The sequence below is a fragment of the Idiomarina xiamenensis 10-D-4 genome (assembly GCF_000299895.1).
Taxonomy (GTDB): Bacteria; Pseudomonadota; Gammaproteobacteria; order Enterobacterales; family Alteromonadaceae; genus Idiomarina; species Idiomarina xiamenensis.
In genome coordinates, this window is the sequence record NZ_AMRG01000002.1 from 124,680 (window position 1) to 149,179 (window position 24,500).

A 24,500-nucleotide genomic window follows, 5' to 3' on the forward strand; every position below is an offset into this window, starting at 1 on the left:
CAGCAGACCTAAATCGCGGTATCAATGATAGTTAGAAAAAACCACAAAAAGCGCTTGTGTCGATTAACCTAGTGACAAAAATTTGCTAGCTTAGGGCAGCTATTCTAAACACAGGAAATCCTAATGGACGCTTTAGATTTACTGTTGCAACGTTCGTCGATGCCTCGTCTTATTGATCCCCCGCCCAACGCACAGCAATTACACGTGATCCGACGGGCTGCCGTGCGAGTGCCAGACCATATGGCGTTATCGCCGTATCGTTTTATTGAGTATCAGGAACAAGGGCGACAACGACTTGGCGATATTTTTGCGCAAGCCGCGGCAAAGGCTGGCAAAAGCGAAGCTGAAATCAGTAAAGCACAGCAACAACCGATGCGAGCACCGCTAATTATTGCCGTTTGCACACGTTATCAAGCGCATGACAAAGTCCCCGCGTTTGAGCAGTTATGTAGCGCGGCTTGTGCTGCTATGGCGATGCAACAAGCGGCTTTTGCGCAAGATTTAGGGGCCATTTGGCGCACCGGCTGGTTGGCTCAGGATGACTACGTAAATGCAGCGCTTGGCTGTCAAGGCGATGACCACGTTATCGGCTTCTTATATATCGGTACACCGGCGGTTCCGATCCCAATCAAGCCTGAGAAAGACTATCAAGAATTGTTTGAGCAGGGTTGAGAATAACCGCTAGATCAACGACTAAATCATTGTAAATAGTACGCTAATAAGCCGTAAAATTGCGTAAATGAACTGTTTTTTTAAGTATCACGTACCTACAGTTAATGACAAGCCTAGCGCAAAAGGCTGTCGTTTGAAGTGTTAATTAAGTACGACTGAAATTAAGGAGATAGTCATGCAAAACGTAATACGGAAATCAGCTTTAGCACTTTCTTTATCAGCGGCAATGGTATTGCCAGCAACTGCAATGGCTGCCGAAGGCCATAAATTGGACAGCTTTTCGAGTGTGGTTGATCAAGCTAAAGAGTATGGTTTTACCCACTTTGTTGAAATTCAGACTGCCGATCGCTCAAGTATCGATGTGGAAGGTTGGGTCGGTGAAAACCGCGAAGCCGAAGTACGCTTTAGCTTAGACGGTCAAGTGCTGGAAGAAGAGGTTGAGCAGGACGATGATGCCGCTTACGGCCTAACCGCTGAGCAATTATCAGACGTCATTGATGCTTTAAAGAATGCTGATATTGTCAGCTTAGATAGCATTGATTTAGAAGAGCGTTATGTCGAAGCCGAAGGCTACGGCAGCGACGGTAAAGACTATGATATCAAGCTGGACCGCAATACGTTTGAAGTGGTGCGTAAAAGCGAAGATAAATGGTAAGTAAGGACGACCGAGCTTGGTCAACTGACTAAAGCATTAATAAAAAAGCCGACGTTGTTTAGTCGGCTTTTTTTATGGCGTGAAACTAAGGTTATCAGCTTAATAACTGGCGTTTTTCGGGGTTCGCGGAAACGGAATCACGTCACGAATGTTTTGTACACCGGTGACATAAGCGACTAGGCGCTCAAACCCCAAACCGAAACCGGCGTGCGGCACCGTACCGTAACGACGTAAGTCGCGATACCATTGGTACTCAGCTTTTGGCAACTGCATCTCGTCCAAACGTTTATCAAGCACATCTAAACGCTCTTCGCGGGCGCTACCACCGATAATTTCGCCGATACCCGGTGCCAATACGTCCATCGCCGCCACGGTTTTGCCGTCATCGTTTTGACGCATATAAAAGGCTTTAATGTCGCGCGGGTAGTTCTTTAATATGACCGGTCCTCCGACATGTTTTTCGGCTAAGTAGCGCTCGTGCTCCGATTGCAAATCGACGCCCCAGCTGACTGGGTACTCAAACTGCTCGCCACAGTTTTGTAAAATATCGATGGCGTCGGTGTAATCCATGTGTACAAAGTCGCTACTGACCATTTTTTGTAAGCGTTCTAGCACGGTGTTATCGATGCGCTGGTTGAAAAACGCTAAATCGTCGGCGCGTTCTTCCATTACCGCCTTAAACACATATTTCAGCATCGCTTCGGCTAAGCCCGCGACTTGATCTAAATCGGCAAATGCGACCTCTGGTTCGACCATCCAGAACTCGGATAAATGACGGCTGGTGTTTGAGTTCTCAGCACGGAAGGTAGGGCCAAAGGTATACACTTTAGATAACGCGCAAGCATAGGTTTCGGCGTTTAACTGACCAGAAACGGTTAAGTAGGCCTCTTTACCGAAAAAATCCTGACTAAAGTCGATACTACCGTCGTCCTTGTGTGGCAGATTCATCAAGTCTAACGTCGAGACGCGGAACATTTCGCCGGCACCCTCACAATCTGAGGCGGTGATAATGGGCGTGCTGACCCACAAATAACCGTGCTCATGGAAGAAACGGTGTACCGCTTGCGCCAAGCAATTGCGCACACGCATGACGGCGCCGGTAATGTTGGTACGCGGACGTAAATGCGCGTATTCACGTAGGTATTCCATGCTATGCCGTTTCGGCGCCATGGGGTAAGTATCAGGGTCTTCCACCCAGCCATATACCTGTAAATCGCTGGCTTGTAGTTCAAACGACTGTCCCTGACCTTGCGAGGCGGCCACTTCACCGGTAATGGCGACAGCACAACCCGTGGTGAGCTTTTGCACTTCGCTGCTGTAATTCGACAGAGTATTGGCAACCACCGCCTGTAATGCATCAAAACACGAGCCATCGTGTAAATTAATAAATGAAATACCGGCTTTAGAGTCACGGCGGGTGCGTACCCAACCGCGCACAGTGACGGTGGTGCCAACCGGGTGTTTACCGGTCAGCACGTCAACGACAGAGGCGTAGGACATAAATGGTTATACTCCGCTAAATATAGTTTACGTGGTGACTGTACTGTCCAATCAGACAATCATTACTACAAAGATAATTATTTGCTAGCAAAGCTTGCTATGTTACCTCGGTTTGGCTCAGACTCAAGTATCAGTCGTCGTTGTAGGGTCGCTTTCATGCAAGAAAACGCCGAAAAGTTGCAAAAACAACCGCCTCAAAGTGCCTTAGCGTATTTGTGTAGCATGGCTTGTTGGTCGCGCGTGGTTGGCTGGCTCAACATTTTGGGCTGGCTCAGCTTTGTTATTGCGTTAATTACTTTTCATTATGCGCGGCCAGAGCCCAATACTATTCTGACTCACTTTTTTGGTATTCCGGTAAGGGATTACTGGTTGATCACCTTGTCAGATTTATATCTGATCGCACTCAGTTTTGGTTTGTGCTTAAGTTGCTTAAGCCTCGCCCTGAATATTGTCATGTACCGCTCCAGCCGTGAACATTATTGGTTTAACCTAGTTATTTTAATTTTCATGTGCGTAGCGGGTTTTGTGTACTATTTAGTCAGTATCTGATACCACCATTTCGATAGCGTCTAACAGGCGTTCAAGTTGTTGTCGGCTGATCACGTAGGGCGGCATGATATAAATTAACTTGCCAAACGGACGTATCCATACACCGGCTTCGACAAAGCGCTTTTGTAGTGCTGCCACATTAACCGGTCGCTGCATTTCTACCACGCCAATAGCACCCAGCACACGGGCATCCGCGACGCTAGCATAACGATTAAAGCCAAGTAAGCGAGCGCGCAGTTGTTGTTCAATCGAGTGTACACGCAACTGCCAAGGCTGATGAGTGAGTAACGCCAAACTGGCGTTCGCTACGGCACAAGCCAGCGGGTTGCCCATAAAGGTCGGGCCGTGCATTAACGCACCGCCGCCGTTGCCCTGACCGATGGTGTTGGCGACATGCCGTTGTGTCATTACTGCCGCCAGCGTCATATAGCCACCCGTTAGCGCTTTACCCAGACACATAATATCGGGTTCGATATCGGCATGCTGACAGGCAAATAAGCGTCCGGTGCGGCCGAAGCCGGTAGCAATTTCATCGGCAATCAGTAACACCTGATAATGGTCACATAAGCGTCGCGCCTGACGTAAATACTCGGGGTGATAAAAGCGCATGCCACCAGCGCCTTGCACAATCGGCTCTAGTATAAGAGCGGCGATTTGCTGGTGTTGTTGCTCGAGCAATTGCGTCAAACTAGCAATATCTTGCTGTTGCCAATCTTGTTCTGGCGTTAGCTCCGGGGCATCGGCAAATAACTGCGGACGTACGGCACCTTGAAACAAGCCATGCATACCATTGACTGGGTCACACACCGACATGGCGGCAAAGGTATCGCCGTGATAGCCACGCTTTATGGTGACTAAACGATTTTTTTGTGGCTTATCCAGACTCACCCAATATTGAATCGCCATTTTAATCGCCACTTCAACCGCCACAGAACCAGAATCGGCAAAAAATACCGCATCTAAACTGGCCGGTGTGATGGCCACTAATTGCCGCGCTAGCGCGACTGCCGGTGGGTGGGTAATGCCACCAAACATAACATGACTCATGTGTTGCAACTGCTCGGTGGCGGCGGCATTTAAATAGGCATGATTATAGCCGTGAATGGCTGCCCACCACGATGCCATACCATCCACCAAGCGACGCCCATCGGCCAGTTCTAGTTCGCAACCCGCGGCAGCTACTATCGGATAACTGGGTAACGGATCGGCTAGCGAGGTATAGGGATGCCAAATGTGGTCACGATCAAATTGCAGGTCGGCGTCGGTTAGCGAAGGACGGTGTTGCACAGGCTCTTGCATAAAAAATAACCAGATGTAAGGTTTTTCTGCTTTAATTTGTTGACAGTGTAACGGCTACTCGTATCCTAGTCGACACGCACACAACAATCAGACCAAAATTGCTATGAGCCAACCAACACGTCACGACTGGCAACTGAGCGAAATTCAAGCGTTGTTCGAGTTACCGTTTAACGACTTACTATTTCAAGCGCAACAAGTCCATCGTCAGCACTTTAACGCTAACGAAGTCCAAGTTAGCACGCTACTATCGATTAAAACCGGCGCCTGCCCAGAGGACTGTAAATATTGTCCGCAAAGCGCGCATTACACCACCGATGTTGACCGCGAACGTTTGATGCAAGTGGAAAAGGTCTTAACCGAAGCTGCTGCAGCCAAAGATATCGGCGCTTCACGCTTTTGTATGGGTGCTGCTTGGCGTAACCCGAAAGATCGCGATATGCCGTATTTGATCGAAATGGTCAAAGGGGTTAAGGCAATGGGCTTAGAAACCTGTATGACCTTAGGTATGTTGTCGCCAGAACAGGCTAAAATGTTACAGCAGGCCGGTTTAGATTATTACAATCACAATTTGGATACGTCACCAGAGTTTTACGGCGACATCATCACTACCCGAACCTATCAAGACCGCTTGGACACCCTCAGCCATGTGCGTGAAGCGGGTATGAAAATTTGTTCTGGTGGCATCGTTGGCATGGGCGAGGGCAGTCGTGATCGTGCAGCACTTTTGCAACAATTGGCTAATCTGCCGCAACACCCTGAAAGCGTGCCCATTAATATGCTGGTTAAGGTCGAGGGCACACCGTTTGCCGAGTTAGACGATCTCGACGCATTTGAGTTTATTCGTACCATCGCGGTGGCACGTATTTTAATGCCGGCTTCGCACGTACGTTTATCAGCCGGTCGTGAAGACATGAATGAACAAACTCAAGCACTGTGCTTTTTAGCCGGCGCTAACTCGATTTTTTATGGTGAACGGTTATTAACTACCGCCAACCCTGCCGCACAGCGCGACCAAGATTTGTTCGCCAAACTCGGTATTCGCCCGGAGCAGCGTGATGGCTACAGCGATGATGTTCATGAAGCGGTGATCCGTGACGCCGTCAGCGAGCAACAGCAGGCGCCGTTGTTTTACGACGCATCATAGTTATCAGAACGTCCACAGAACAACGCCGTGTAAAGCGGCGCTAGTAGCAGCGAGTGAAGGTGGCATGAGTGAGCAAACGGCGTTTGCCTGGATGCAGGCGCAATGTCAGCAGCGTTTGCAGCGGCAGCAATTGCGTCAGCTTAGTTGTAACGACGGCGATGCTGCCGAGGCGCCTCGCTTTCTGAAGCTGCACGGGCAGCGTTATTTAAACTTTAGCAGTAATGATTACTTAGGCTTGAGCCACCATCCTGAGCTTATCGATGCTTATCAACAAGGCTTAAGTCGTTATGGCTGCGGCAGCACCGCATCGCCGTTGGTGACCGGTTATCAACGTCCGCACGCCGAGTTAGCGGAACAGTTAGCGGATTGGTTAGGGCGCGACCAAGTGCTGTTGTTTAGCAGTGGTTTTGCCGCTAATCACGGTTTACTTTGTGCCTTGGCACCTGCCTATCAAGGGTTATGGTTAGACAAGCTGGCACATGCGTCGCTGATCGACGGCGCCCGCCATAGCGGCACCGCGTTTAGACGCTTCTTACATAACCAGATAAATAAACTGGCACAACAGTTAACCGGCCGCGAGGGCAATCAGCTACTGATTAGCGAGGGTATTTTTAGCATGGACGGCGACGCTGCTGCGTTAGCCCAGTTAGTCGAACTGGTTACCCCGCAGCGGCAGCTATTTATCGACGATGCGCATGGTATCGGCGTCAGTGGTTATCAAGGCCGTGGTGTTGCTGGTCAATATAGCAGCGCTGAAGTGGCCTATTTGACTATAACCTTCGGTAAAGCGTTTGCCTCGGCTGGCGCCGCCATCGCGGTGGATAACGATGTTGCACAGTACTTGTTACAACAGCATCGGGAATTGGTCTACTCAACCGCAATGCCGCCGGCACAGGCTTACGCTTTACAAGCCACATTAACGTTGATTGCAGGCGAACAGGGTGAGCAGCGGCGGCAGCGGTTACAGCAGCTTATCAGCTACTTTAGAACGCAAGCCAGCACGCTCGGACTACCCATCAATGCTTCACAGTCGATGATCCAAGTCTGTTTATGCGGTGACGAGGGGACCGCGTTAGCAGCCAGTCAGCGGCTGCGGCAAGCCGGTATTTGGTGTAGCGCCATACGCCCACCGACAGTGCCTAATGGCAGTTCACGCTTACGTTTTTGTTTAACTGCAGCCCATCAACGGGAAGATATCGACCGCTTATTGGAGGCCTTAGCTGAAGCGGGTTTAGCGGCCTCAACCGCGCGCCATAATGAGAATAATGATGACGCAGATGTATGATAAAGAATTGGTTGCGCGTCATTTTAGCCGTGCGGCGAACCATTACCACCAGCATGACGCCTTACAGCAATACTGCGCCACGCAATTGTTAGCCGCATTACCTGATCAACAACCTGATCAAAAACCCGACCAACAACCGGCGCAACACAGTGAACTCGTGGTTGATGTGGGTTGCGGCCCCGCCAGTCAATATCAACAGTTAGCGCGCCATGGTCGGCGTTATATTGGTGTTGATATTGCCGCCGGTATGTTGCATCAAGCGCAGCAACGCTATCCAACCGCCGAGCAACCGTGGCGGCGCTGGTTACAGGCCGATGCGGAACAATTGCCACTAGCCGATGACAGCGTTGAACTTGTTGTTGCCAACCTATCATTACAATGGTGTAACGATATGACCAGTGCCGTGGCCGAATGTGTTCGGGTACTTAAACCCGGTGCTACGGCGTTGATTGCACTGGTTCTGGATGGCTCCCTAGTCGAATTGCGACAAGCCTGGCAGGGTATCGACCAGCAACCGCACCAGAATCGGTTTGTCAGTGCCGCAAAAGTCGAACAGCTACTGCAGCAACTGCAGCGACACTACCCGCAATTACGCTGGCAGGGGCAACAACAACGTTATTGCCAACAGTTTTCACAAGTACGGCAATTATTGATGAGTATTAAAGGCGTTGGTGCCAGCTACACAGCCGGTCGTCAAAGCGGCTTGCTGACGCCGCGACGCTTGCGTGAGCTCGAACAAGCATGGCCCCAAGACGCGCAGCAATGCTACCCGTTAAGCTGGTGTCTAGGTTTTTGGAAGTTAACGCGCTGAGAGCCTGAATGCAGCGATAGTCCGCCATTAAATTGAGTAAATAGCAATATGAATTCTATTTTTGTTACCGGAACCGACACCGAAGTCGGCAAAACTGTAGCCAGCACGGCGCTGTTGCAAGCACTGACGGCGCGTGGTTTGAGCACGCTAGCGATGAAGCCGGTAGCGGCTGGCTGTGAATGGCAAACTGCTGCGGGGTCGAATGGCGAAGCACAGGCTCCGCGTTGGTGTAATGAAGATGCGTTAGCGTTAAACGCCGCGGCTAGCCAAATGTTGCCTTACGATTTGCTCAATCCCTACGCATTACAGGCAGCCATTGCTCCGCATATCGCTGCCCGTGAAGAGCAGCGTGAAATTGAGCTGGATCGGTTGCTAACCAGTTTACAACGAATACAGCAATACCGAGCTGATTACGTCGTCATCGAAGGCGCCGGGGGCTGGCAATTACCACTTAATGATCAGGGCTTGCGTATGCCGAGCTTTGTACAAGCGAGTGGTGCTGGCGTGGTGTTGGTGGTGGGCTTACAATTAGGTTGCTTAAATCACGCCTTACTCAGTGCCGCGGCTATTGTCGCTGATGGTTGTACACTACGCGGCTGGATAGGGGTCAATAATCAACCCCAGAGGATGGCGAGACAAGCCGAAAATATCGATTACTTACGTCAGCATTTGGCGGCGCCTTGTTTGGGCATTTTACCCTATGTCGACAATTGGCAGCAGCACAACCTCGGTCAATATTTGACGGTCGATGCGCTGCTACCGGAGCCTGCGTAAGCGACTTAAGCCGACAACAGGGGGGCTGCTTAAACGCTACGTTTGGCGATATAGCTTAGCCACTCGCTACAATCCTCACCGGCGACTAATGCATGTTTTTCGCCGTTAAGAAAGACCGCACCGTCACGCTCACCTAACAGCCGCATCTGTTGCTGTTCGATGCGCAATGCTGTGCCTTCCCGAATAGCCAGAATCGGTGTGTTAGCGGCGACGCGCATAAATTCTGCTAAACGTTGGTCACGGGTTTCACCGTGAAAGCCCTCAGGTTGGTAGTCGCTGTAATGCGGATTCAGTTGTACCGGTAGCAGCGCCAACGCTTGAAAGCTCTCGGGTTCAACGATAGGCATGTCGTTGGTGGTGCGAATACTCAAACCGGCAAGGTTAGCACCGGCGCTCCAGCCAATGTAGATTGCGCCTTGGTTAAGGCGATGTTGCATCGCATTTAGCAGTTGTTGCCGTTGTAAGGCAGCTAGTAGACAAAAGGTGTTACCACCGCCAACCATGATCACTTGCGCCGCTGCGATGGCGGCTTGCGGATTATCGCTACAACTTAAGCAATCAAAGGCTTCGGCGCCACAATCGGCTAGCGCGCTTGCGACTTTATCGCGATACTCGCCGGGTGCCATGCCAACACCAGCATAGGGAACAAATAACACACGTTTGCCGGCGATCAAGGGCTTTATCCAAGCCTTTGTGTGAGCGAGGTAAGGACTATCCCCGGCGCGTGAACTGCTTAATAAAAGGGCGTTTAACGCTGACATCATTTAACTTCCTGACGATTTTTTCAAAGCCAACAGTCTAACAAGACGTTAGCGCTACTCCCAGCGCTCAACGCTGTTGATAAAGTCATTCACTCACTTGCTAAGTGTCAGCGTCGCCACCATATTTAGTTGAGGGTGATTGCAGGAGTCAAGCCATGAAGCGGATAGTGTTGTTTATTGCCACCAATATGGCGGTGTTACTGGTATTAAGTGTGGTATTAAACCTATTGATACCACTGCTGGGGCTCGATCCGAATAGCTATAGCAGTTTATTGTTGATTGCTGCCTTGTTTGGTTTTGGCGGTTCACTGTTATCGTTAGCGATGTCTAAATGGTTAGCGTTGCGCTCGGTGCGCGCTACCCTAATAAAAACGCCCCGTAATCGTACTGAACAGTGGCTTTTGCAAACGGTAAAGCGGCAAGCTCAGCAAGCGGGTATTGGTATGCCTGATGTTGCTATTTATTCTTCATCAGACGTTAATGCCTTTGCCACTGGCGCGAGCCGCAATAATGCCTTAGTGGCGGTTAGTACGGGGCTATTAACGCAGATGGATGGTGACGAGGTCGAGGCGGTTTTGGCGCATGAGGTGAGCCATATTAAGAATGGCGACATGGTGACGATGACGTTGTTACAGGGCGTGCTGAACACCTTCGTGATCTTTTTTGCGCGCGTTATCGCATCAATTATTGATAACGCAACACGCAGCAACAACCAGCAAGGCGCTGGTTTAGGGAGCATGGCGTACATCGCTATTGTTATGTTACTTGAGCTGGTGTTTGGCGTGTTGGCCAGCATCATCGTCATGGCATTTTCTCGTTATCGTGAGTATCGCGCCGATGCTGGATCGGCAAGCTTGGTCGGTCGCGATAAAATGATCGCCGCTTTACGTCGCTTGCAAGGCACGCAGGCCTCGCAGTTGGATGGTAATCTGAAAGCTTTTGGTATTCACGGCGGTGGTGGTTTAGCCGAGTGGTTTATGAGCCATCCACCGCTTGCTAAAAGGATTGCAGCGCTACAGAAAAGACTTTGATGAGCGTTGCGTTTAATCGTTATTGTCGATACATTGTCGAGACCGATGACGTTAATAAAACAGGTAGGCCATGACAAGCTGGAGTGCACGTAGTTGGCGCACAAAACCAATTGCACAACAACCGTCGTATCAGGATCAAGAACAATTAGCCGCGGTGGAGAGTCAGTTAAAGCGTTTTCCACCGCTGGTCTTCGCCGAAGAAACCCGCAGCTTACGCCGACAACTAGGTGACGTTTGTCACGGACGTGGTTTTTTGCTGCAAGGCGGTGATTGCGCTGAGTCTTTTCAAGATTTTACTGCTCCAAAAATCCGCGATACCTTTAAAGTGATCTTGCAGATGGCGATTGTCATGACCTTTGCCGGATCTTGCCCAGTAACTAAGGTGGCGCGTATGGCTGGTCAGTATGCCAAACCGCGTTCCAGCGATCTGGAGACCATCGATGGTGTCAGCTTACCCAGTTATCGTGGCGATATTATCAACGGTGCTGACTTTAATGAAGCGGCGCGACAACCCGATCCGCAGCGTATGCTGCACGCTTATCATCACTCTGCGGCAACGCTGAATCTGTTACGCGCGTTCGCTCAGGGGGGGCTGGCCGACCTGCATAAGGTGCACAAGTGGAACATGAGCTTTGTCGCCGCGAACCCACAAAAAGCACAGTACCTGCAGGTGGCTGAGCAAATTCAGTCGGCGCTAAAATTTATGGAAGTACTCGGTATTACTGCCGAAACCAATGCCACGATTCATGAAACTCAGTTGTTCACCTCGCACGAGGCATTGTTGTTACCCTACGAAGAAGCGCTAACAAGGACCGATACGTTGACCGGTTTGCCTTATGACTGCTCGGCTCACATGTTGTGGATCGGTGAACGTACGCGTCAATGCGACCACGCGCACGTCGAATTTATGCGTGGTATTCATAATCCGTTAGGCGTCAAAGTGGGTCCAACCGCTGACGCCGATGACGTATTGCGTTTATTGGATGTATTAAATCCTGAGAATGAGCCAGGACGAATGACCTTGATCACGCGTATGGGGGCTGACAAGTTGGCTGATAACTTACCGCGTTTAGTGCGCGCGGTAAAAGCCGAAGGCCGCAATGTGGTGTGGTCGAGTGATCCCATGCACGGTAATACAGTGAAGGCTGATAACGGCATTAAAACGCGTTCTTTTGACGCCATTCATCAAGAACTACGACAGTTTTTTGCTGTGCATCAGGCGGAAGGCACCTACGCCGGCGGTATTCATTTAGAAATGACCGGTGAAGATGTCACCGAGTGCACCGGCGGCGCCTATCAAATCAGTGAGGACGATTTAACCCGTCGTTATCGTAGTCAATGCGATCCGCGCTTGAACGCCGATCAGGTGTTAGAATTAGCCTTTTTGGTCGCTGACTCACTGAAACAAGCGCGCCACGGTCGAGGTTAAGCGCTAACCCAGTGACATAGGCTTGATTGTCAACAATAGTTGATAAAGATCAGCAAGCCAGCGGCTTTTTAAATGCATGCGCTGGCGGGTGCTGGCGCGAATCTAAGCCCTGCGTTAAACTAGCGGGGCTTTTTTATTCACAGTATTCATTTACAGGAGTTAATGGTCATATGTCTGAACTTAAGTCTGAAAAGGGTCAAGCTGAACAAGTCGAAGACCTGTTTAACCAGTTATGGGAAGATTATATTCAGCAAACACCATCAGCGGCGAAAGTTCATGATGTGTTAGGTGAAGGGCGTGACATCATCAATGATCACGTTGCTTTCCGTACCTTTAACCTAGAGCCGGTTCGCTTGGAGGCGTTGGCTCAGCACTTTATTCGCTTAGGTTATAAAGAGGGTGGTGATTACCACTTTGAAGCGAAAAAACTGCGTGCAAAGCACTATGAACACAGTAATCCAGAGTTTCCAAAGGTGTTTATCAGCGAGCTATTGGTCGAAGAATTCTCACCACGTGTACAAGAGCTGATCAACCGCATGGTACATAGCATCGATGCCGAAGCGGTGAAAAAGCCTGACTTTTTATATTCTGGCACACACTGGAATGTGACGCATGCCGAGTATTTAGAATTACTCGACGAAAGTGAATATGCAGCTTGGATGTCGGCTTATGGCTTCCGTGCTAATCACTTCACGGTTAGCGTCAACCATTTGCCAGGCTACCAAACGTTAGAGCAGGTCAACCAGAAATTAAAAGACGCTGGCTTTAAACTAAATAGCTCAGGCGGCGAAATTAAAGGTTCAGCCGAGGTTTATTTAGAGCAATCGTCAACCATGGCCGACCGCGTCGAGGTTGAGTTTAACGATAAGACCGTTGAAATTCCAAGTTGCTTTTATGAGTTTGCTAAGCGCTATGAAATTCAACCGGGTAAGTTGTATACCGGCTTTGTTGCGGCATCTGCCGACAAGATTTTTGAGAGCACCAACGCCAAAGGCTAATGTGTTAAGTGACTCAAATAAAAACCCCGTTAGGCGCTACCAAACGGGGTTTTTTAATGCGCGATCTTCAAGCAAACTTAATAATGACGGCGTTTTAAATTGGTCTCGGCAATGATTTTGGTGGCAATTTCTTCCACCGAATATTGTGTCGAATCGATAAACGGAATCGCCTCACGACGATATAAGCGCTCGACTTCGGCGACCTCAAAACGGCACTGCTGTAGCGATGCATAACGACTGCCCTCGCGGCGACTATTGCGAATTTCATGCAAGCGTTGCGGGTCGAGTGTTAAGCCATAGATTTTATGACGATAGGGTTTAAGCGATTTAGGCAGTTTTAAGGATTCAAAACCATCGTCTTCGGTAAACGGATAGTTTGCGGCTTTAATGCCAAATTGCAGTGCTAAGTACAAGCTGGTCGGGGTTTTACCGGTACGAGATACGCCCACCAAGATAATATCCGCTTGCTCATAATCGCTAATGTTACTGCCGTCGTCGTTATCCAAGGTGAAGTTAATGGCGTCGATACGTGCAGAATAATCGTCGCGTATACCGTGCGTGCGCGACATGCGAGGTTGCGGCGCCAGTTGTAGTTGATCGGCGACAGGCTGGACATAGTGTTGTAAGAAGTCAAAGCAGACGCCTTCGCTGTTAATCACAATGTTCTGTAAATTTAAATCGACAAAGGTATGAAAAACCAACGGCGGTAGGCCCGACGCTTGGTGCGCCTCATTGATACGCTTAACCGCTTGCCGCGCTTTATCCTCGTTGTCGACAAACGGGATGGTGCGCTGCTCCACGGTAACCGGGAACATCGACAACAAGGCATTGCCGAAAGCTTCGGCGGTGAGGGCGGTACCGTCTGAGATATAAAAAACTGAACGCATGGGCGTATGCTCAAAATAACGTAAATTGTCGTCGAGATGTTAACTTGTCTGCCTAGTCTGTGTAAAATACAGCGCATCATTTAGCGCTGTAGCGATAACGACTACGAGCGCGCCATTAGCAACCACGGGGAATACAACGTGCAAGAATATGTACTTTGGTATCAGCAACTTGGAATGCAGGATGTGAACCGCGTTGGCGGTAAAAACGCATCATTGGGTGAAATGATCAGCAATTTAGCCGGTGCTGGCGTTGACGTTCCAGGTGGTTTTGCGACAACCGCCGATGCATTTAATGAGTTCCTCGAGCAAAGTGGCTTGAATGATCGCATACACGATTTATTGGATAGTTTGGACGTTGACGACGTCACTGAGCTAGCAAAAGCGGGTAAGCAGATTCGCCAGTGGGTCATCGACACACCGTTTCAGGCGTCATTAGATAAGGCTATTCGTGAAGCCTTTGCCGAGCTCAGTGATAATAACGAGCAACTGAGCTTTGCGGTACGCAGTTCAGCGACCGCCGAAGATATGCCTGATGCGTCATTTGCCGGGCAGCAAGAAACCTTCTTAAACGTACGTGGCATCGATAGCATCATGGAAGCTATTAAACACGTATTTGCGTCGTTATTTAATGATCGCGCCATTTCTTACCGTGTTCACCAAGGTTACGACCACCGTGGTGTGGCCTTGTCAGCCGGCGTACAGCGTATGGTACGCAGTGACAAAGCCGCTTCAGGCGTAATGTTCACCATCGACACCGAATCCGGTTTTGATCAAGTGGTGTTTGTTACTTCCTCGTTCGGTTTGGGTGAAATGGTGGTACAGGGCGCGGTTAACCCTGACGAATTTTATGTCCATAAACCCACTTTAAAAGCCGGTCGCCCTGCGGTTTTACGTCGTAATATCGGTAGCAAGTTAGTACAAATGGTTTATTCCGACGAGTTGGCGCATGGCAAGCAAGTTCGTATTGAAGATGTCGATAAAGCGGACAGTCAGCGGTTCTCGATCAGCGATGATGAAGTTGAAGCGTTAGCAAAACAAGCGGTCATTATTGAACAGCATTATGGCCGTCCGATGGATATCGAATGGGCCAAAGACGGTATCGATGGCAAATTGTATATCGTGCAGGCACGTCCAGAAACGGTCCGCTCTAACGAAGTGGGTAACGCCATGGAACGCTTCTCGCTGCAGCAGAAGAGCCAAGTGGTCGTTGAAGGCCGTGCTATCGGCCATAAAATTGGTAGTGGCGTGGCGCGCGTGCTGAACGATATCAGCGAAATGGATAAAGTTCAGCCCGGAGATGTTCTGGTGACCGATATGACCGATCCTGACTGGGAGCCGATCATGAAGCGTGCCGCCGCCATCGTGACTAATCGAGGCGGACGTACTTGTCACGCCGCCATCATCGCGCGTGAGTTGGGTATTCCTGCGGTTGTGGGTTGTGGCGACGCAACCAGTCGTATCAGCAATGGGCAGGCAGTAACGGTTTCATGTGCCGAGGGTGATACGGGTTATATTTATGAGGGTGAATTGGCCTTTGATGTAACCAGCTCGGCGATTGACGAAATGCCGGATCTGCCGTTAAAAATTATGATGAACGTGGGTAACCCTGACCGAGCTTTTGACTTTGCTCGCCTACCGCACGCTGGCGTGGGCTTAGCGCGCTTGGAATTCATCATTAACCGTATGATCGGCGTGCATCCCAAAGCGCTGTTAAACTTTGACAGCCAAAGCGATGAATTAAAACAGACGATTAGCAACATGATGGCTGGCTACGACAGCCCACGTGAATATTATGTGGCGCGCTTAGCGGAAGGCATTGCGACACTGGGCGCAGCGTTTTCTCCAGAGCGTGTCATCGTGCGTATGTCAGATTTTAAGTCGAATGAATACGCGAATTTGGTTGGCGGCAGCCAATACGAGCCCGATGAAGAAAACCCCATGCTAGGTTTCCGCGGCGCTTCACGTTATGTTTCTGAAGAATTCCGCGACTGTTTTGCATTGGAATGCGAAGCCATCAAACGTGTGCGTAACGATATGGGGTTAACCAATATCGAAGTGATGATCCCGTTTGTGCGCACCCTCGAAGAAGGACGCAGAGTCATCGAACTGCTGCGTGAGCAAGGTTTAGTGCAGGGCGAAAACGGTCTGCGTGTGATCATGATGTGCGAACTGCCATCTAATGCCTTACTTGCTGATCAGTTCTTGGATATTTTTGACGGTTTCTCAATTGGTTCTAATGATTTAACTCAGTTGACGCTGGGCTTAGACCGTGACTCAGGTGTTATCGCGCATTTATTTGATGAGCGCAACGAAGCGGTTAAAGCGATGTTGTCGATGGCCATTCAAGCCGCTAAAAAACGCGGTAAATATGTTGGCATTTGTGGCCAGGGGCCGTCTGATCACGCCGATTTTGCCGCTTGGCTAGTTGAGCAGGGTATCGATTCGGTATCGTTGAACCCCGATACCGTGCTGGAAACCTGGCTATACTTAGCTAAACAGCTAAAACAAGAGGGCACGGCATAACATTATGACATTGCCGTATTTGTCGCCGGCAGCGACGCTAAGTCGGGTTTACGCCGACTATTTGTCGGCACTAGCGCAGTCTGCCTTTTGTGGTGACATTGATGCCAGCTACGCTGGCCGCATGATGGCAGCGACCGATAACAGTGTTTATCAGTTGCTGCCGCAAGCCGTTATTTATCCTAAAAGTCGACAAGATATTGTGCTTGCCATGCAATTAGCACAGCAGTCGGCTTATCAAGCAGTGCGTTTTAGTCCGCGTGGTGGTGGCACGGGTACTAACGGGCAATCGCTCAACGATGGTATCGTCATCGATCTTAGCCGACATATGAATCAGGTGCTTGAGATCAATGCTGAGCAAGGCTGGGTGCGTGTGCAGGCTGGGGTGGTGAAAGACCAACTGAACGATGCCTTGCGCCCCCATGGCTATTTTTTTTCACCCGATTTATCTACCAGTAATCGCGCCACTATCGGCGGTATGATCAGTACCGATGCATCGGGGCAAGGTTCATTGGTTTATGGTAAAACCAGTGACCATGTTTTAGCGCTACGTACGGTATTGTTAGGTGGCGAAGTGCTAGATTCGGCGCCGGTTGCACTCGCTGAAGCCGAACAGCTCAGTCAGCAGGCTGGACGTATTGGCCAAATTTACCAGCAAACGCTGGCCACCTGTGTTGCGCTACGCGAACAGATTAAAGCCAAATTCCCACCATTAAACCGTTTTTTGACCGGTTATGACCTACTGCATGCTTATGATGAAGCACAGCAACAAATTGATGTCTCGCGTTTGATTGCAGGCTCCGAGGGCACACTAGGTTTTGTCTGCGAGGCTAAACTAAATATTACACCGATACCTAAAGCCAAGGTGTTGGTGAACGTTAAGTACGATAACTTTCAATCGGCGTTAAAAAATGCACCCTTTTTGGTCGAGGCGCGAGCCACATCGGTCGAAACGATTGATAGCAATGTGCTTAATTTAGCACGACAAGACATCATCTGGTCGTCCGTTGAGGAATACATTCAAGACGTTGCCGAACATACCATGAACGGCATCAATATGGTTGAGTTTACCGGTGTCAACGAAGACGAAATCAACGATAAACTGCAGCGTTTATTAAGCTTGCTAGATGAACGCATTCAACAACATCCTGAACAGGGCATTATTGGCTATCAGGTTTGTCGTGAAGCGGCCAGTATTCAAGCTATTTATGCGATGCGCAAAAAAGCGGTGGGTTTGCTTGGTGCAACTAAAGGTCGGCGCAAACCGGTCGCGTTTGCCGAGGATACCGCCGTACCGCCAGAAAAGTTGGCCGATTTTATTGGCGAATTTCGCGCGTTGCTGGACGCCGAACAGTTGCACTACGGTATGTTTGGGCATGTCGATGCTGGTGTGTTGCACGTGCGACCGGCGCTTGATATGACCAACCCTGACGACGAAAAGCTATTGCGCAAAATCAGCGATCAGGTGGCTAAGTTAACCGCTAAATACGGTGGCTTGATGTGGGGGGAACACGGTAAAGGTTTCCGTTCCGAATATTCACCAAGCTTTTTCGGTGACCAGCTTTATCAAGAACTGTGTAAGATAAAAGCCAGTTTCGACCCCGATAACCGCCTTAACCCCGGTAAAATAGCGACCGCTTATGGCAGCGAGCAAACGTTAGTCTCTGTCGATGCGCGTAAACGTGGCTATTATGATCGACAAATCCCGGTACAGACGCAAAGCTACTATCAAGCGGCCATGGACTGTAATGGCAATGGCTTATGTTTTAACTACGATGCCGATGCTGCGATGTGTCCGTCGTATAAGGTTACGCGTGACCGACGCTACTCGCCCAAAGGACGAGCTACACTCATACGTGAATGGTTACGTTTAACCCATGCTGCCGATTATGATGCGAGTCAAACACCGAACACGCGCGCTTGGTGGCGAGCCGCTAGCGTTGATAGCAGCGATTTTAATCATCAAGTGAAACAATCTATGGATGCTTGTTTAGCTTGTAAGGCGTGTGCTGGGCAATGCCCGGTTAAAGTTGACGTACCCAGTTTTAGAGCGCGCTTTTTGGCGCATTACCATAGTCGCTACAAACGTCCGCTAAAAGACTATTTAGTGGCGAGTATTGAGCTTAGCGGTCAGTGGTTAGCAAAAGCCCCGCGCTTAAGTAATCTGTTTACTCATAATCCGCTCAGCCGTTGGCTGTTAAAGCGTCTAGTCGGTTATCAGGATGCGCCGCGTCTCTCTACGCCGACAGTGACACAACGTTGGCGTTGGTTACGCGCAGAGGCGTCGGAGTTGCATACGCTTAAAGCTGAAAGTGACAAACCGTTAGTGGTGGTTGTGCAAGATCCGTTTACCAGCTTTTATGATGCCGAGGTGGTGCAACAAGCCGGACAAGTACTAGCCGGGTTGGGTTGGCAGCCGTTGCTGTTAAACTTCAGCGGCAACGGTAAAGCGCAACACGTTAAAGGCTTTTTAGACGATTTTACTGACACCGCCAAGCGCGTGAGTGCACAGTTACGTCAGGTCGCTGCCTGTGATTTACCGATGATAGGTTTAGACGCGTCAACTACGTTGCTATATCGCGATGAATATCGGCAGTTTTTAACAGCCGAAGAGAGCGCTTTTCAAGTGCAAACGATTAGTGAATTTTTATTCGAGCAATTGCAACAAGGTCGTCTGCTATGGCCGTCCACGACTAGTCAGCGCGATAGTCGTCAGTACCGTTTATTACCTCATTGTACCGAACAAACGGCAATTCCAGCTGCGTTAAAACAGTGGCAGCAACTATTTGCCGCCGCTGGCTTAAAATTAGTCGGTGAAAATGTCGGTTGTTGCGGTATGGCTGGTACTTACGGCCACGAAGTCGACAATCAAGCTAACAGTCGAGCCTTATTTGATATGAGCTGGGCAGAGAAGGTCAGTACGGCTGAGCAAGACAGTTTGTTAGCAACCGGCTTTTCCTGCCGCTGTCAGGTGAAGCGCTACAGCGATACTCGGGCGCGTCACCCACTATCGGTACTGGCTCAAGCACTGCAGTCAGAGTCGGCAGCCAACAGGCCCTAATGAACAATCATAAAAAAGCCCGGTCATTGACCGGGCTAGTTGTTTAGCAACTGCCCGGTACGGTCCGGGCTTATTATGGTTAAGTCGAAACGATCCTAACTTAAGCTTTCTTTTTCTTCTCATTGGCAATGATTTCACGTGCCATTGCGTCAGCAATTTCGCCTGTAGGGCGGTTCTGCTCGGCAGCACGGGTGAATACGTTATCCAATGTGTCATAGATGCCGCGTACACGTTTTTCGGTTTCTTCCACGGTAAAGTTAGCCGCTTCTGAACAAATATGAATGACACCACCGGCGTTGATGACGTAATCAGGCGCATACAGAATGCCTTGATCTTTCACCAGTTGATCGTGTTTCGGCGTTGCCAGCTGATTATTCGCGCTACCGGCGATAACTTTTGCTTTAAGCTGCTGCAAGGTGTCGTCGTTGATGGTCGCACCCAACGCACAAGGTGCGTAAATATCAACGTCTAAGCCATAAATATCATCTAAACCAACCGCTGTTGCGCCCAGTTCGTTAACGGCTTTATTGACCGCTTCTTCATTAATATCGGTAACAAACAGCTCAGCGCCGTCTTTGGCTAGGTATTCGGCAAAGGCATAACCAACCGCGCCTAAGCCTTGCACGGCAATCTTAACACCGCTCAAGTCTTCGCTGCCCAAACGGTGCTTCGCTGCGATTTTCAGGCCCAAATAAGTGCCCAGCGCGGTATGTGGTGATGGGTCACCGGCTTTACCCTCGGTACCGGCAACAAAATTGGTTTCTTCGGCAACGATAGCGATATCGCTAGTGCGAATATTGACATCTTCGGCGGTGATGTAACGACCGCTCAGGGAGTTAACAAAACGACCGTAGGCGCGGAATAGTTCCGCCGACTTGATCTGTTTGGCATCACCGATAATGACCGCTTTACCGCCACCTAAAGGTAAGCCGGAAATGGCGCTTTTATAGGTCATACCGCGTGACAGGCGTAATACATCTGTCAATGCTTCAGACGACGACGCATAGTTCCATAAACGTGTACCGCCTAGGGCAGGGCCCATGGTGGTGTCATGGATGGCAATAATCGCTTTCAGCCCGGTGGCTTTATCGTGACAGAAGACCACCTGCTCGTGTTGGTCAAATTCTTTATGCTCGAATAGAGACATAATACAGTAACCTCATTTTCCCAAAAATTGCGCGCACATTAGCACGGACATCGGGGCTTAGCTAGTCGCCAAAACAATTAAAAATGGTTTTCAAACACCCGTTTAGCAACTTCGCTTTACAGCGTTACGCTAACGTTAACGGAAACCGTGTATGCAGCCGTAATTTTATGATTTTATTTTTTTTCCGCAATCGTAGCGCAGGGCTTTTATCGGCTTCTCGCACGGGGTAAGATGAAGTTAATGATGTAACAAGCGTTGGAAAACATAACAATGACAACAGAAAACGTAAGACACGCAGATTTTACTCAAGAGCAAACCGTAGAATGGGTTCAAGATCAGTTTAAAAAAGCGCAGAAATATTTAGCGGAGCGCGGTATTGTCGCCGAGAAAGTGATCAGCAGCTCAAGTCGTTATATTGCGCCACTCGTCGCGGTTTGGAAAATTAAAGCGCGTGACCGTAAAGAGTACTGGTTGATCAACGGCGATGTCCCCACTGATCATGCAACGGTAACGGCAGCTAGCGATGCCCGTTCGGCATTAAAGTATTTTTCCATGCAGTGGCAGCTTAAGGCGAGTAATATCGAAGCGGCGGGTGCGCGAGCATCGGCTACCGAGCAAAAAATGGCGGCATTGATGACCAGTCGCGCCGAAGCCATTTATCAATTGGCTGAAAACGACAAGCTGTGGCAAGAACAAGCTTAAGCTAAAAAAATTAATTAGCTAATTGCATAAAAGGCCTGCGTGTAACAACACTCAGGCCTTTTATTTTTGCTGTTAATTAGCCTCTAGTTCAATATACCAGCCGCCTTGATTAAGCAATTCGGCCAGCAACGCGCAACAGTCTTGATCATCAGCTAATGCGCGGAAATCGGTCAAACTCATATCGTCCCATTGTGCGGCCAATTCAGTGGCTAATGAGTGCGCTGCTGCAGGCACTGCCAATGCTTCACCATTAAACCAAAAGCGTTGTTGTGGATCTTGCAGCAAGCGCGCGCCGGGTGTGCGACATAGCCAAGCTGGCTGTGCGCTGGTTTCAGCCTGACGCAACAGTTGCGCTACTTGGCTTGGCGTTAACTGCTGCTCCGGGGTTGGCAGCGGGCGCTTAGATTGCGATAACATCGCCGCTAGTAGGGCTGGCATATCATCACTATCTAACGCTTGCTTAAGCCAGCGCTGCAATTGGTCAAGCGCCTGTGGTTGGATCTGCCAGGGTTGACCGTGATCATCCTGCGCGGGATCTTGATAGCGTGTTGCCAGCCGATCGTCGGCCAAGGCAATATCGCTCAGGCTAGCCAAGGCTTCGGCTTGATTAGGCGCACGAAAACCGACCGAGTAATTCAGGCAAGGCTCTAAGGCCACCCCATCGTGCGGGCATCCCGCTGGAATATACAACATATCGCCAGCTTCTAGCACTTCATCAATAATGGGTTGGAAACTGCCCGATAGTTGCAACAAATCCGGGTGAGGGCGGTGCTGTTGGTAATCACCACGAGCACCGACCCGCCAACGCCGTCGGCCTTGGCCCTGAATAATAAACACGTCGTACTGATCCAAATGCGGACCCACGCCGCCACCCTCACAGGCAAAACTGATCATGACGTCGTCTAAGCGCCAGTCCGGTAAAAAGCGAAACTGTTGTAGCAACTGCTGTACTTCGGGCAACCACTCATTGACCGATTGTACCAACAACGTCCAATCCTGTTCGCCAAAGGCTTCATAGTCGCTAAACGGACCATGGCTAACCTGCCAGCTATCTTGATGACGTAAATATTGAACGATACGTGCGTCGACACCGTCTTCTAACGCCAAGCCGGCTAGCATTTCTGGCGATAGTAAATCGCTATTGTCGGCAAACGCCTGTCGAAACAGACGCGGTTGTTGTTGCCAGTCATGCTTTAAAAACTGACGGCTATTTAGAGTCAGTCGTTGCATCAGTCGAGATCGTCAACAAACTGCACCGCACGACCGATATAGTTGGCCGGTGTCAGCGCTTTAAGTTCGTCTTTAGCGGCGTCAGGTAACGCCAGCGCGTCGATAAAATCGGCTAAACCAGCAGCGTTAATACGCTTGCCACGGGTTAGCTCTTTCAGTTTCTCGTAAGGCTTCTCAATACCATAACGACGCATTACCGTCTGTACCGGCTCAGCCAGCAACTCCCAGTTTTGATCCAGCTCGTTGCGCAACACATCTTCATTCACTTCCAGCTTACTCATGCCTTTTAAGGTTGCTTGATAAGCGATGATAGCGTGCGCAAAACCGACACCTAAATTGCGCAATACGGTGGAGTCGGTGAGGTCGCGCTGCCAACGCGAGATCGGCAGTTTTTGCGCTAAATGGTTCATGATGGCGTTGGCTAAGCCTAGGTTACCCTCAGAGTTTTCAAAATCGATCGGGTTGACCTTGTGCGGCATGGTCGATGAACCGACTTCACCGGCGATGGTACGCTGGCGGAAGTGATTCAAGGCGATATAACCCCACATATCACGATCAAAGTCGATTAACACGGTGTTAAAACGTGCCACGGCGTCGAACAACTCGGCAATGTAGTCGTGCGGCTCGATTTGTGTGGTGTAGGGGTTCCACGTTAGCCCTAGGTTGCTAACAAATTGCTCGGAGAGTTGATGCCAGTCGACATTCGGATAGGCCGCTAAGTGGGCGTTATAGTTACCAACCGCACCATTAATCTTGCCCAATACCGTAACTTGCTCAACCTGCTGCAGTTGTCGTTGTAGACGAACATAAACGTTCGCCATTTCTTTACCCATAGTGGTCGGGGTTGCGGGTTGGCCGTGGGTGCGCGCCATCATCGGCACGTCACGATAGCGCTTAGCCAGCGCTTTCACGCCCTCGGTCAGCTCGCGCATCAGCGGTAAAATAACCTCATCGCGGGCGCTGTTTAACATCAGCCCGTGTGACAAGTTATTGATGTCTTCTGAGGTGCAGGCAAAGTGAATAAATTCAGCAACCGCGGCCAGTTCGGCGTTATCGGCAACTTGTTCTTTTAAAAAGTACTCTACCGCTTTAACGTCATGGTTGGTGGTGCGCTCGATGTCTTTTACGCGTGCGGCATCAGCTTCGCTGAAATTGTCGACGATAGCGTCTAACTTGGCGTTGGCGTCAGCACTTAATGCCGGTACTTCGGCGATATCAGCGCAACTAGCGAGTTGTTGTAACCAACGCACCTCAACCAATACACGAAAGCGAATCAACCCGTATTCGCTGAAAATAGGCCGTAACGCTTCGGCTTTGCTACCGTAACGGCCATCAACAGGAGAAACCGCGGTTAAAGAAGATAAATTCATGTATTTTTGCTCCGTGTACTTACAAATGTTGAATCATGGATTGGGCAACTTTGACCATGCGCTGCCGGCTGAATAAAAATTGACGACGGCGGCCACCCAGTTGTCGCCACAGTACCGCACTACGTAAACCAGCCAATAGCAACGCTCGAATTTGCTGTTGCAGGGCGGGCTGTTGTAAGTGCTGCGGATTACCCAAAATGCTCAACGGCTTGCTCAGCGGGCTAACCACATCACTGTAAATACTGGCTAAGTTAGCGATAACGGTACTGCGCTCAAAACCAAATTGACTGGCTTGGCGTTGGCTTTGAGCGAGTCGTCCGGATAACTCGGCTAAGGCTTTTTTGTTAGCGCTTAAACGCCTTTCTAAATGCATTAAGCCAACCATATAGCGGGTGACTTCCATATCTTTATCGCGGGTAGGGCCGATTTGCGTTAATAATGCTTGTAAGCCTACTGCCAAAGGCCGCACATCGTTGCTGTGTTGACCACCATAAACCGCCGCCGTCGATTCACTATCGAGGCATAGCACGCTATCAATCAGCGTATCGCTGGCTTGTGGGTGGCGCAATTGGCCTTGTCGAGCCAGCGCTTTGACGCTGGCTGCGGCTTGCGCTAAACCGGCTAAGGCCAATACCCGCTGTTGCAAGTTATCCAAAAAGCTCTCCTTCAGCTCAG

General features: G+C 49.9%; 21 protein-coding genes. 13 read left to right on the plus strand and 8 right to left on the minus strand.

Annotated elements, in window-relative coordinates; all coding sequences use genetic code 11:
• The first annotated feature begins 123 nt into the window (after window positions 1–123).
• Window positions 124–672 carry an NAD(P)H nitroreductase gene (locus tag A10D4_RS01920; RefSeq protein WP_008487384.1) on the plus strand — a complete coding sequence of 183 codons (549 nt, stop codon included), beginning with the start codon at window positions 124–126 and terminating at the stop codon, window positions 670–672.
• A 175-nt stretch (window positions 673–847) separates the two neighbouring features.
• Window positions 848–1,327 carry a hypothetical protein gene (locus A10D4_RS01925; protein ID WP_008487387.1) on the plus strand — a complete coding sequence of 160 codons (480 nt, stop codon included), beginning with the start codon at window positions 848–850 and terminating at the stop codon, window positions 1,325–1,327.
• 99 nt (window positions 1,328–1,426) lie between these two features.
• Here the strand turns inward: A10D4_RS01925 and asnS are convergent, their stop codons facing one another.
• Window positions 1,427–2,827 (minus strand): asparagine--tRNA ligase, encoded by a 1,401-nt coding sequence (gene asnS, locus A10D4_RS01930; protein ID WP_008487388.1) that lies wholly within the window; start codon window positions 2,825–2,827, stop codon window positions 1,427–1,429.
• Between the two features lie 156 nt (window positions 2,828–2,983).
• On the opposite strand from asnS, the gene A10D4_RS01935 reads away from it, so the two are divergent.
• Window positions 2,984–3,376, plus strand: coding sequence for a hypothetical protein (locus tag A10D4_RS01935; RefSeq protein ID WP_008487389.1), 393 nt, complete (start codon window positions 2,984–2,986; stop codon window positions 3,374–3,376).
• On the opposite strand, the gene bioA is transcribed toward A10D4_RS01935, so the two are convergent.
• Window positions 3,362–4,675 carry an adenosylmethionine--8-amino-7-oxononanoate transaminase gene (gene bioA / locus A10D4_RS01940; protein WP_008487390.1) on the minus strand — a complete coding sequence of 438 codons (1,314 nt, stop codon included), beginning with the start codon at window positions 4,673–4,675 and terminating at the stop codon, window positions 3,362–3,364. The two genes, A10D4_RS01935 and bioA, sit on opposite strands and share 15 nt — an antisense overlap.
• A 103-nt stretch (window positions 4,676–4,778) precedes the next feature.
• Between bioA and bioB the strand changes: the two genes are divergently transcribed.
• From bioB to bioD, 4 genes are all read left to right on the plus strand, one after another.
• Window positions 4,779–5,819 carry a biotin synthase BioB gene (bioB, locus tag A10D4_RS01945; protein WP_008487392.1) on the plus strand — a complete coding sequence of 347 codons (1,041 nt, stop codon included), beginning with the start codon at window positions 4,779–4,781 and terminating at the stop codon, window positions 5,817–5,819.
• Window positions 5,820–5,883: 64 nt separating this feature from the next.
• On the plus strand, window positions 5,884–7,104 hold the full coding sequence (locus tag A10D4_RS01950) for an 8-amino-7-oxononanoate synthase (RefSeq protein WP_008487393.1): 1,221 nt from the start codon (window positions 5,884–5,886) through the stop codon (window positions 7,102–7,104).
• On the plus strand, window positions 7,085–7,915 hold the full coding sequence (locus A10D4_RS01955) for a methyltransferase domain-containing protein (RefSeq protein WP_192811498.1): 831 nt from the start codon (window positions 7,085–7,087) through the stop codon (window positions 7,913–7,915). Before A10D4_RS01950 ends, A10D4_RS01955 begins: the two co-directional genes overlap by 20 nt.
• Window positions 7,916–7,963: 48 nt before the next feature.
• Window positions 7,964–8,689 carry a dethiobiotin synthase gene (gene bioD / locus A10D4_RS01960; RefSeq protein ID WP_008487395.1) on the plus strand — a complete coding sequence of 242 codons (726 nt, stop codon included), beginning with the start codon at window positions 7,964–7,966 and terminating at the stop codon, window positions 8,687–8,689.
• Window positions 8,690–8,718: 29 nt separating this feature from the next.
• Here the strand turns inward: bioD and pepE are convergent, their stop codons facing one another.
• Window positions 8,719–9,450 carry a dipeptidase PepE gene (gene pepE, locus A10D4_RS01965; protein WP_008487397.1) on the minus strand — a complete coding sequence of 244 codons (732 nt, stop codon included), beginning with the start codon at window positions 9,448–9,450 and terminating at the stop codon, window positions 8,719–8,721.
• A 155-nt stretch (window positions 9,451–9,605) separates the two neighbouring features.
• Between pepE and htpX the strand changes: the two genes are divergently transcribed.
• From htpX to A10D4_RS01980, 3 genes are all read left to right on the plus strand, one after another.
• Window positions 9,606–10,481 (plus strand): protease HtpX, encoded by an 876-nt coding sequence (gene htpX, locus A10D4_RS01970; RefSeq protein WP_008487400.1) that lies wholly within the window; start codon window positions 9,606–9,608, stop codon window positions 10,479–10,481.
• A gap of 70 nt (window positions 10,482–10,551) precedes the next feature.
• Window positions 10,552–11,910, plus strand: coding sequence for a class II 3-deoxy-7-phosphoheptulonate synthase (locus A10D4_RS01975; RefSeq protein WP_008487401.1), 1,359 nt, complete (start codon window positions 10,552–10,554; stop codon window positions 11,908–11,910).
• Window positions 11,911–12,080: 170 nt separating this feature from the next.
• Complete coding sequence (locus tag A10D4_RS01980) at window positions 12,081–12,908, plus strand: DUF1338 domain-containing protein (RefSeq protein WP_008487402.1); 828 nt, start codon at window positions 12,081–12,083, stop codon at window positions 12,906–12,908.
• Window positions 12,909–12,985: 77 nt separating this feature from the next.
• Here the strand turns inward: A10D4_RS01980 and ppsR are convergent, their stop codons facing one another.
• Window positions 12,986–13,795: a posphoenolpyruvate synthetase regulatory kinase/phosphorylase PpsR gene (ppsR, locus tag A10D4_RS01985; RefSeq protein ID WP_008487403.1), complete on the minus strand. Its 810-nt coding sequence runs from the start codon at window positions 13,793–13,795 to the stop codon at window positions 12,986–12,988.
• Window positions 13,796–13,933: 138 nt separating this feature from the next.
• On the opposite strand from ppsR, the gene ppsA reads away from it, so the two are divergent.
• Together ppsA and ydiJ are read left to right on the plus strand one after the other, a co-directional pair.
• The gene (gene ppsA / locus A10D4_RS01990) at window positions 13,934–16,318 is read left to right on the plus strand and encodes a phosphoenolpyruvate synthase (protein WP_008487405.1); all 2,385 of its coding nucleotides are present in this window, start codon (window positions 13,934–13,936) and stop codon (window positions 16,316–16,318) included.
• Between the two features lie 4 nt (window positions 16,319–16,322).
• Window positions 16,323–19,376: a D-2-hydroxyglutarate dehydrogenase YdiJ gene (gene ydiJ / locus A10D4_RS01995; RefSeq protein ID WP_008487406.1), complete on the plus strand. Its 3,054-nt coding sequence runs from the start codon at window positions 16,323–16,325 to the stop codon at window positions 19,374–19,376.
• 100 nt (window positions 19,377–19,476) lie between these two features.
• On the opposite strand, the gene A10D4_RS02000 is transcribed toward ydiJ, so the two are convergent.
• Window positions 19,477–20,523: a Glu/Leu/Phe/Val dehydrogenase dimerization domain-containing protein gene (locus A10D4_RS02000; protein ID WP_008487407.1), complete on the minus strand. Its 1,047-nt coding sequence runs from the start codon at window positions 20,521–20,523 to the stop codon at window positions 19,477–19,479.
• Between the two features lie 270 nt (window positions 20,524–20,793).
• Here A10D4_RS02000 and A10D4_RS02005 point away from each other — a divergent pair, with 270 nt between their 5' ends.
• A complete protein-coding gene (locus A10D4_RS02005) occupies window positions 20,794–21,225 on the plus strand; it encodes a DUF4826 family protein (protein ID WP_008487408.1) in 432 nt (143 codons plus the stop codon).
• A gap of 72 nt (window positions 21,226–21,297) precedes the next feature.
• On the opposite strand, the gene A10D4_RS02010 is transcribed toward A10D4_RS02005, so the two are convergent.
• Genes A10D4_RS02010 through hflD form a run of 3 tightly spaced genes read right to left on the minus strand, consistent with a single transcriptional unit; the run spans window position 21,298 to window position 24,480 of the window.
• On the minus strand, window positions 21,298–22,455 hold the full coding sequence (locus tag A10D4_RS02010; RefSeq protein WP_008487409.1) for a cupin domain-containing protein: 1,158 nt from the start codon (window positions 22,453–22,455) through the stop codon (window positions 21,298–21,300).
• On the minus strand, window positions 22,455–23,825 hold the full coding sequence (gene purB, locus A10D4_RS02015; RefSeq protein ID WP_008487411.1) for an adenylosuccinate lyase: 1,371 nt from the start codon (window positions 23,823–23,825) through the stop codon (window positions 22,455–22,457). The genes A10D4_RS02010 and purB overlap by 1 nt, the downstream gene beginning before the upstream one ends.
• 19 nt (window positions 23,826–23,844) lie before the next feature.
• Window positions 23,845–24,480: a high frequency lysogenization protein HflD gene (hflD, locus tag A10D4_RS02020; RefSeq protein WP_008487414.1), complete on the minus strand. Its 636-nt coding sequence runs from the start codon at window positions 24,478–24,480 to the stop codon at window positions 23,845–23,847.
• Window positions 24,481–24,500: the final 20 nt, after the last annotated feature.

Excerpts from the sequence above, each read along its gene's own strand:
- A10D4_RS01975 (WP_008487401.1), top strand. The coding sequence starts at position 10,552 with ATGACAAGCTGGAGTGCACGTAGTTGGCGCACAAAACCAATTGCACAA.
- A10D4_RS02010 (WP_008487409.1), bottom strand. The coding sequence starts at position 22,455 with ATGCAACGACTGACTCTAAATAGCCGTCAGTTTTTAAAGCATGACTGG.
- A10D4_RS01980 (WP_008487402.1), top strand. The coding sequence starts at position 12,081 with ATGTCTGAACTTAAGTCTGAAAAGGGTCAAGCTGAACAAGTCGAAGAC.
- A10D4_RS01955 (WP_192811498.1), top strand. The coding sequence starts at position 7,085 with ATGATGACGCAGATGTATGATAAAGAATTGGTTGCGCGTCATTTTAGC.
- ydiJ (WP_008487406.1), top strand. The coding sequence starts at position 16,323 with ATGACATTGCCGTATTTGTCGCCGGCAGCGACGCTAAGTCGGGTTTAC.
- bioB (WP_008487392.1), top strand. The coding sequence starts at position 4,779 with ATGAGCCAACCAACACGTCACGACTGGCAACTGAGCGAAATTCAAGCG.
- A10D4_RS01925 (WP_008487387.1), top strand. The coding sequence starts at position 848 with ATGCAAAACGTAATACGGAAATCAGCTTTAGCACTTTCTTTATCAGCG.
- asnS (WP_008487388.1), bottom strand. The coding sequence starts at position 2,827 with ATGTCCTACGCCTCTGTCGTTGACGTGCTGACCGGTAAACACCCGGTT.
- bioD (WP_008487395.1), top strand. The coding sequence starts at position 7,964 with ATGAATTCTATTTTTGTTACCGGAACCGACACCGAAGTCGGCAAAACT.
- htpX (WP_008487400.1), top strand. The coding sequence starts at position 9,606 with ATGAAGCGGATAGTGTTGTTTATTGCCACCAATATGGCGGTGTTACTG.
- pepE (WP_008487397.1), bottom strand. The coding sequence starts at position 9,450 with ATGTCAGCGTTAAACGCCCTTTTATTAAGCAGTTCACGCGCCGGGGAT.
- bioA (WP_008487390.1), bottom strand. The coding sequence starts at position 4,675 with ATGCAAGAGCCTGTGCAACACCGTCCTTCGCTAACCGACGCCGACCTG.
- A10D4_RS01935 (WP_008487389.1), top strand. The coding sequence starts at position 2,984 with ATGCAAGAAAACGCCGAAAAGTTGCAAAAACAACCGCCTCAAAGTGCC.
- A10D4_RS02000 (WP_008487407.1), bottom strand. The coding sequence starts at position 20,523 with ATGTCTCTATTCGAGCATAAAGAATTTGACCAACACGAGCAGGTGGTC.
- ppsR (WP_008487403.1), bottom strand. The coding sequence starts at position 13,795 with ATGCGTTCAGTTTTTTATATCTCAGACGGTACCGCCCTCACCGCCGAA.
- purB (WP_008487411.1), bottom strand. The coding sequence starts at position 23,825 with ATGAATTTATCTTCTTTAACCGCGGTTTCTCCTGTTGATGGCCGTTAC.
- A10D4_RS01920 (WP_008487384.1), top strand. The coding sequence starts at position 124 with ATGGACGCTTTAGATTTACTGTTGCAACGTTCGTCGATGCCTCGTCTT.
- A10D4_RS01950 (WP_008487393.1), top strand. The coding sequence starts at position 5,884 with ATGAGTGAGCAAACGGCGTTTGCCTGGATGCAGGCGCAATGTCAGCAG.
- A10D4_RS02005 (WP_008487408.1), top strand. The coding sequence starts at position 20,794 with ATGACAACAGAAAACGTAAGACACGCAGATTTTACTCAAGAGCAAACC.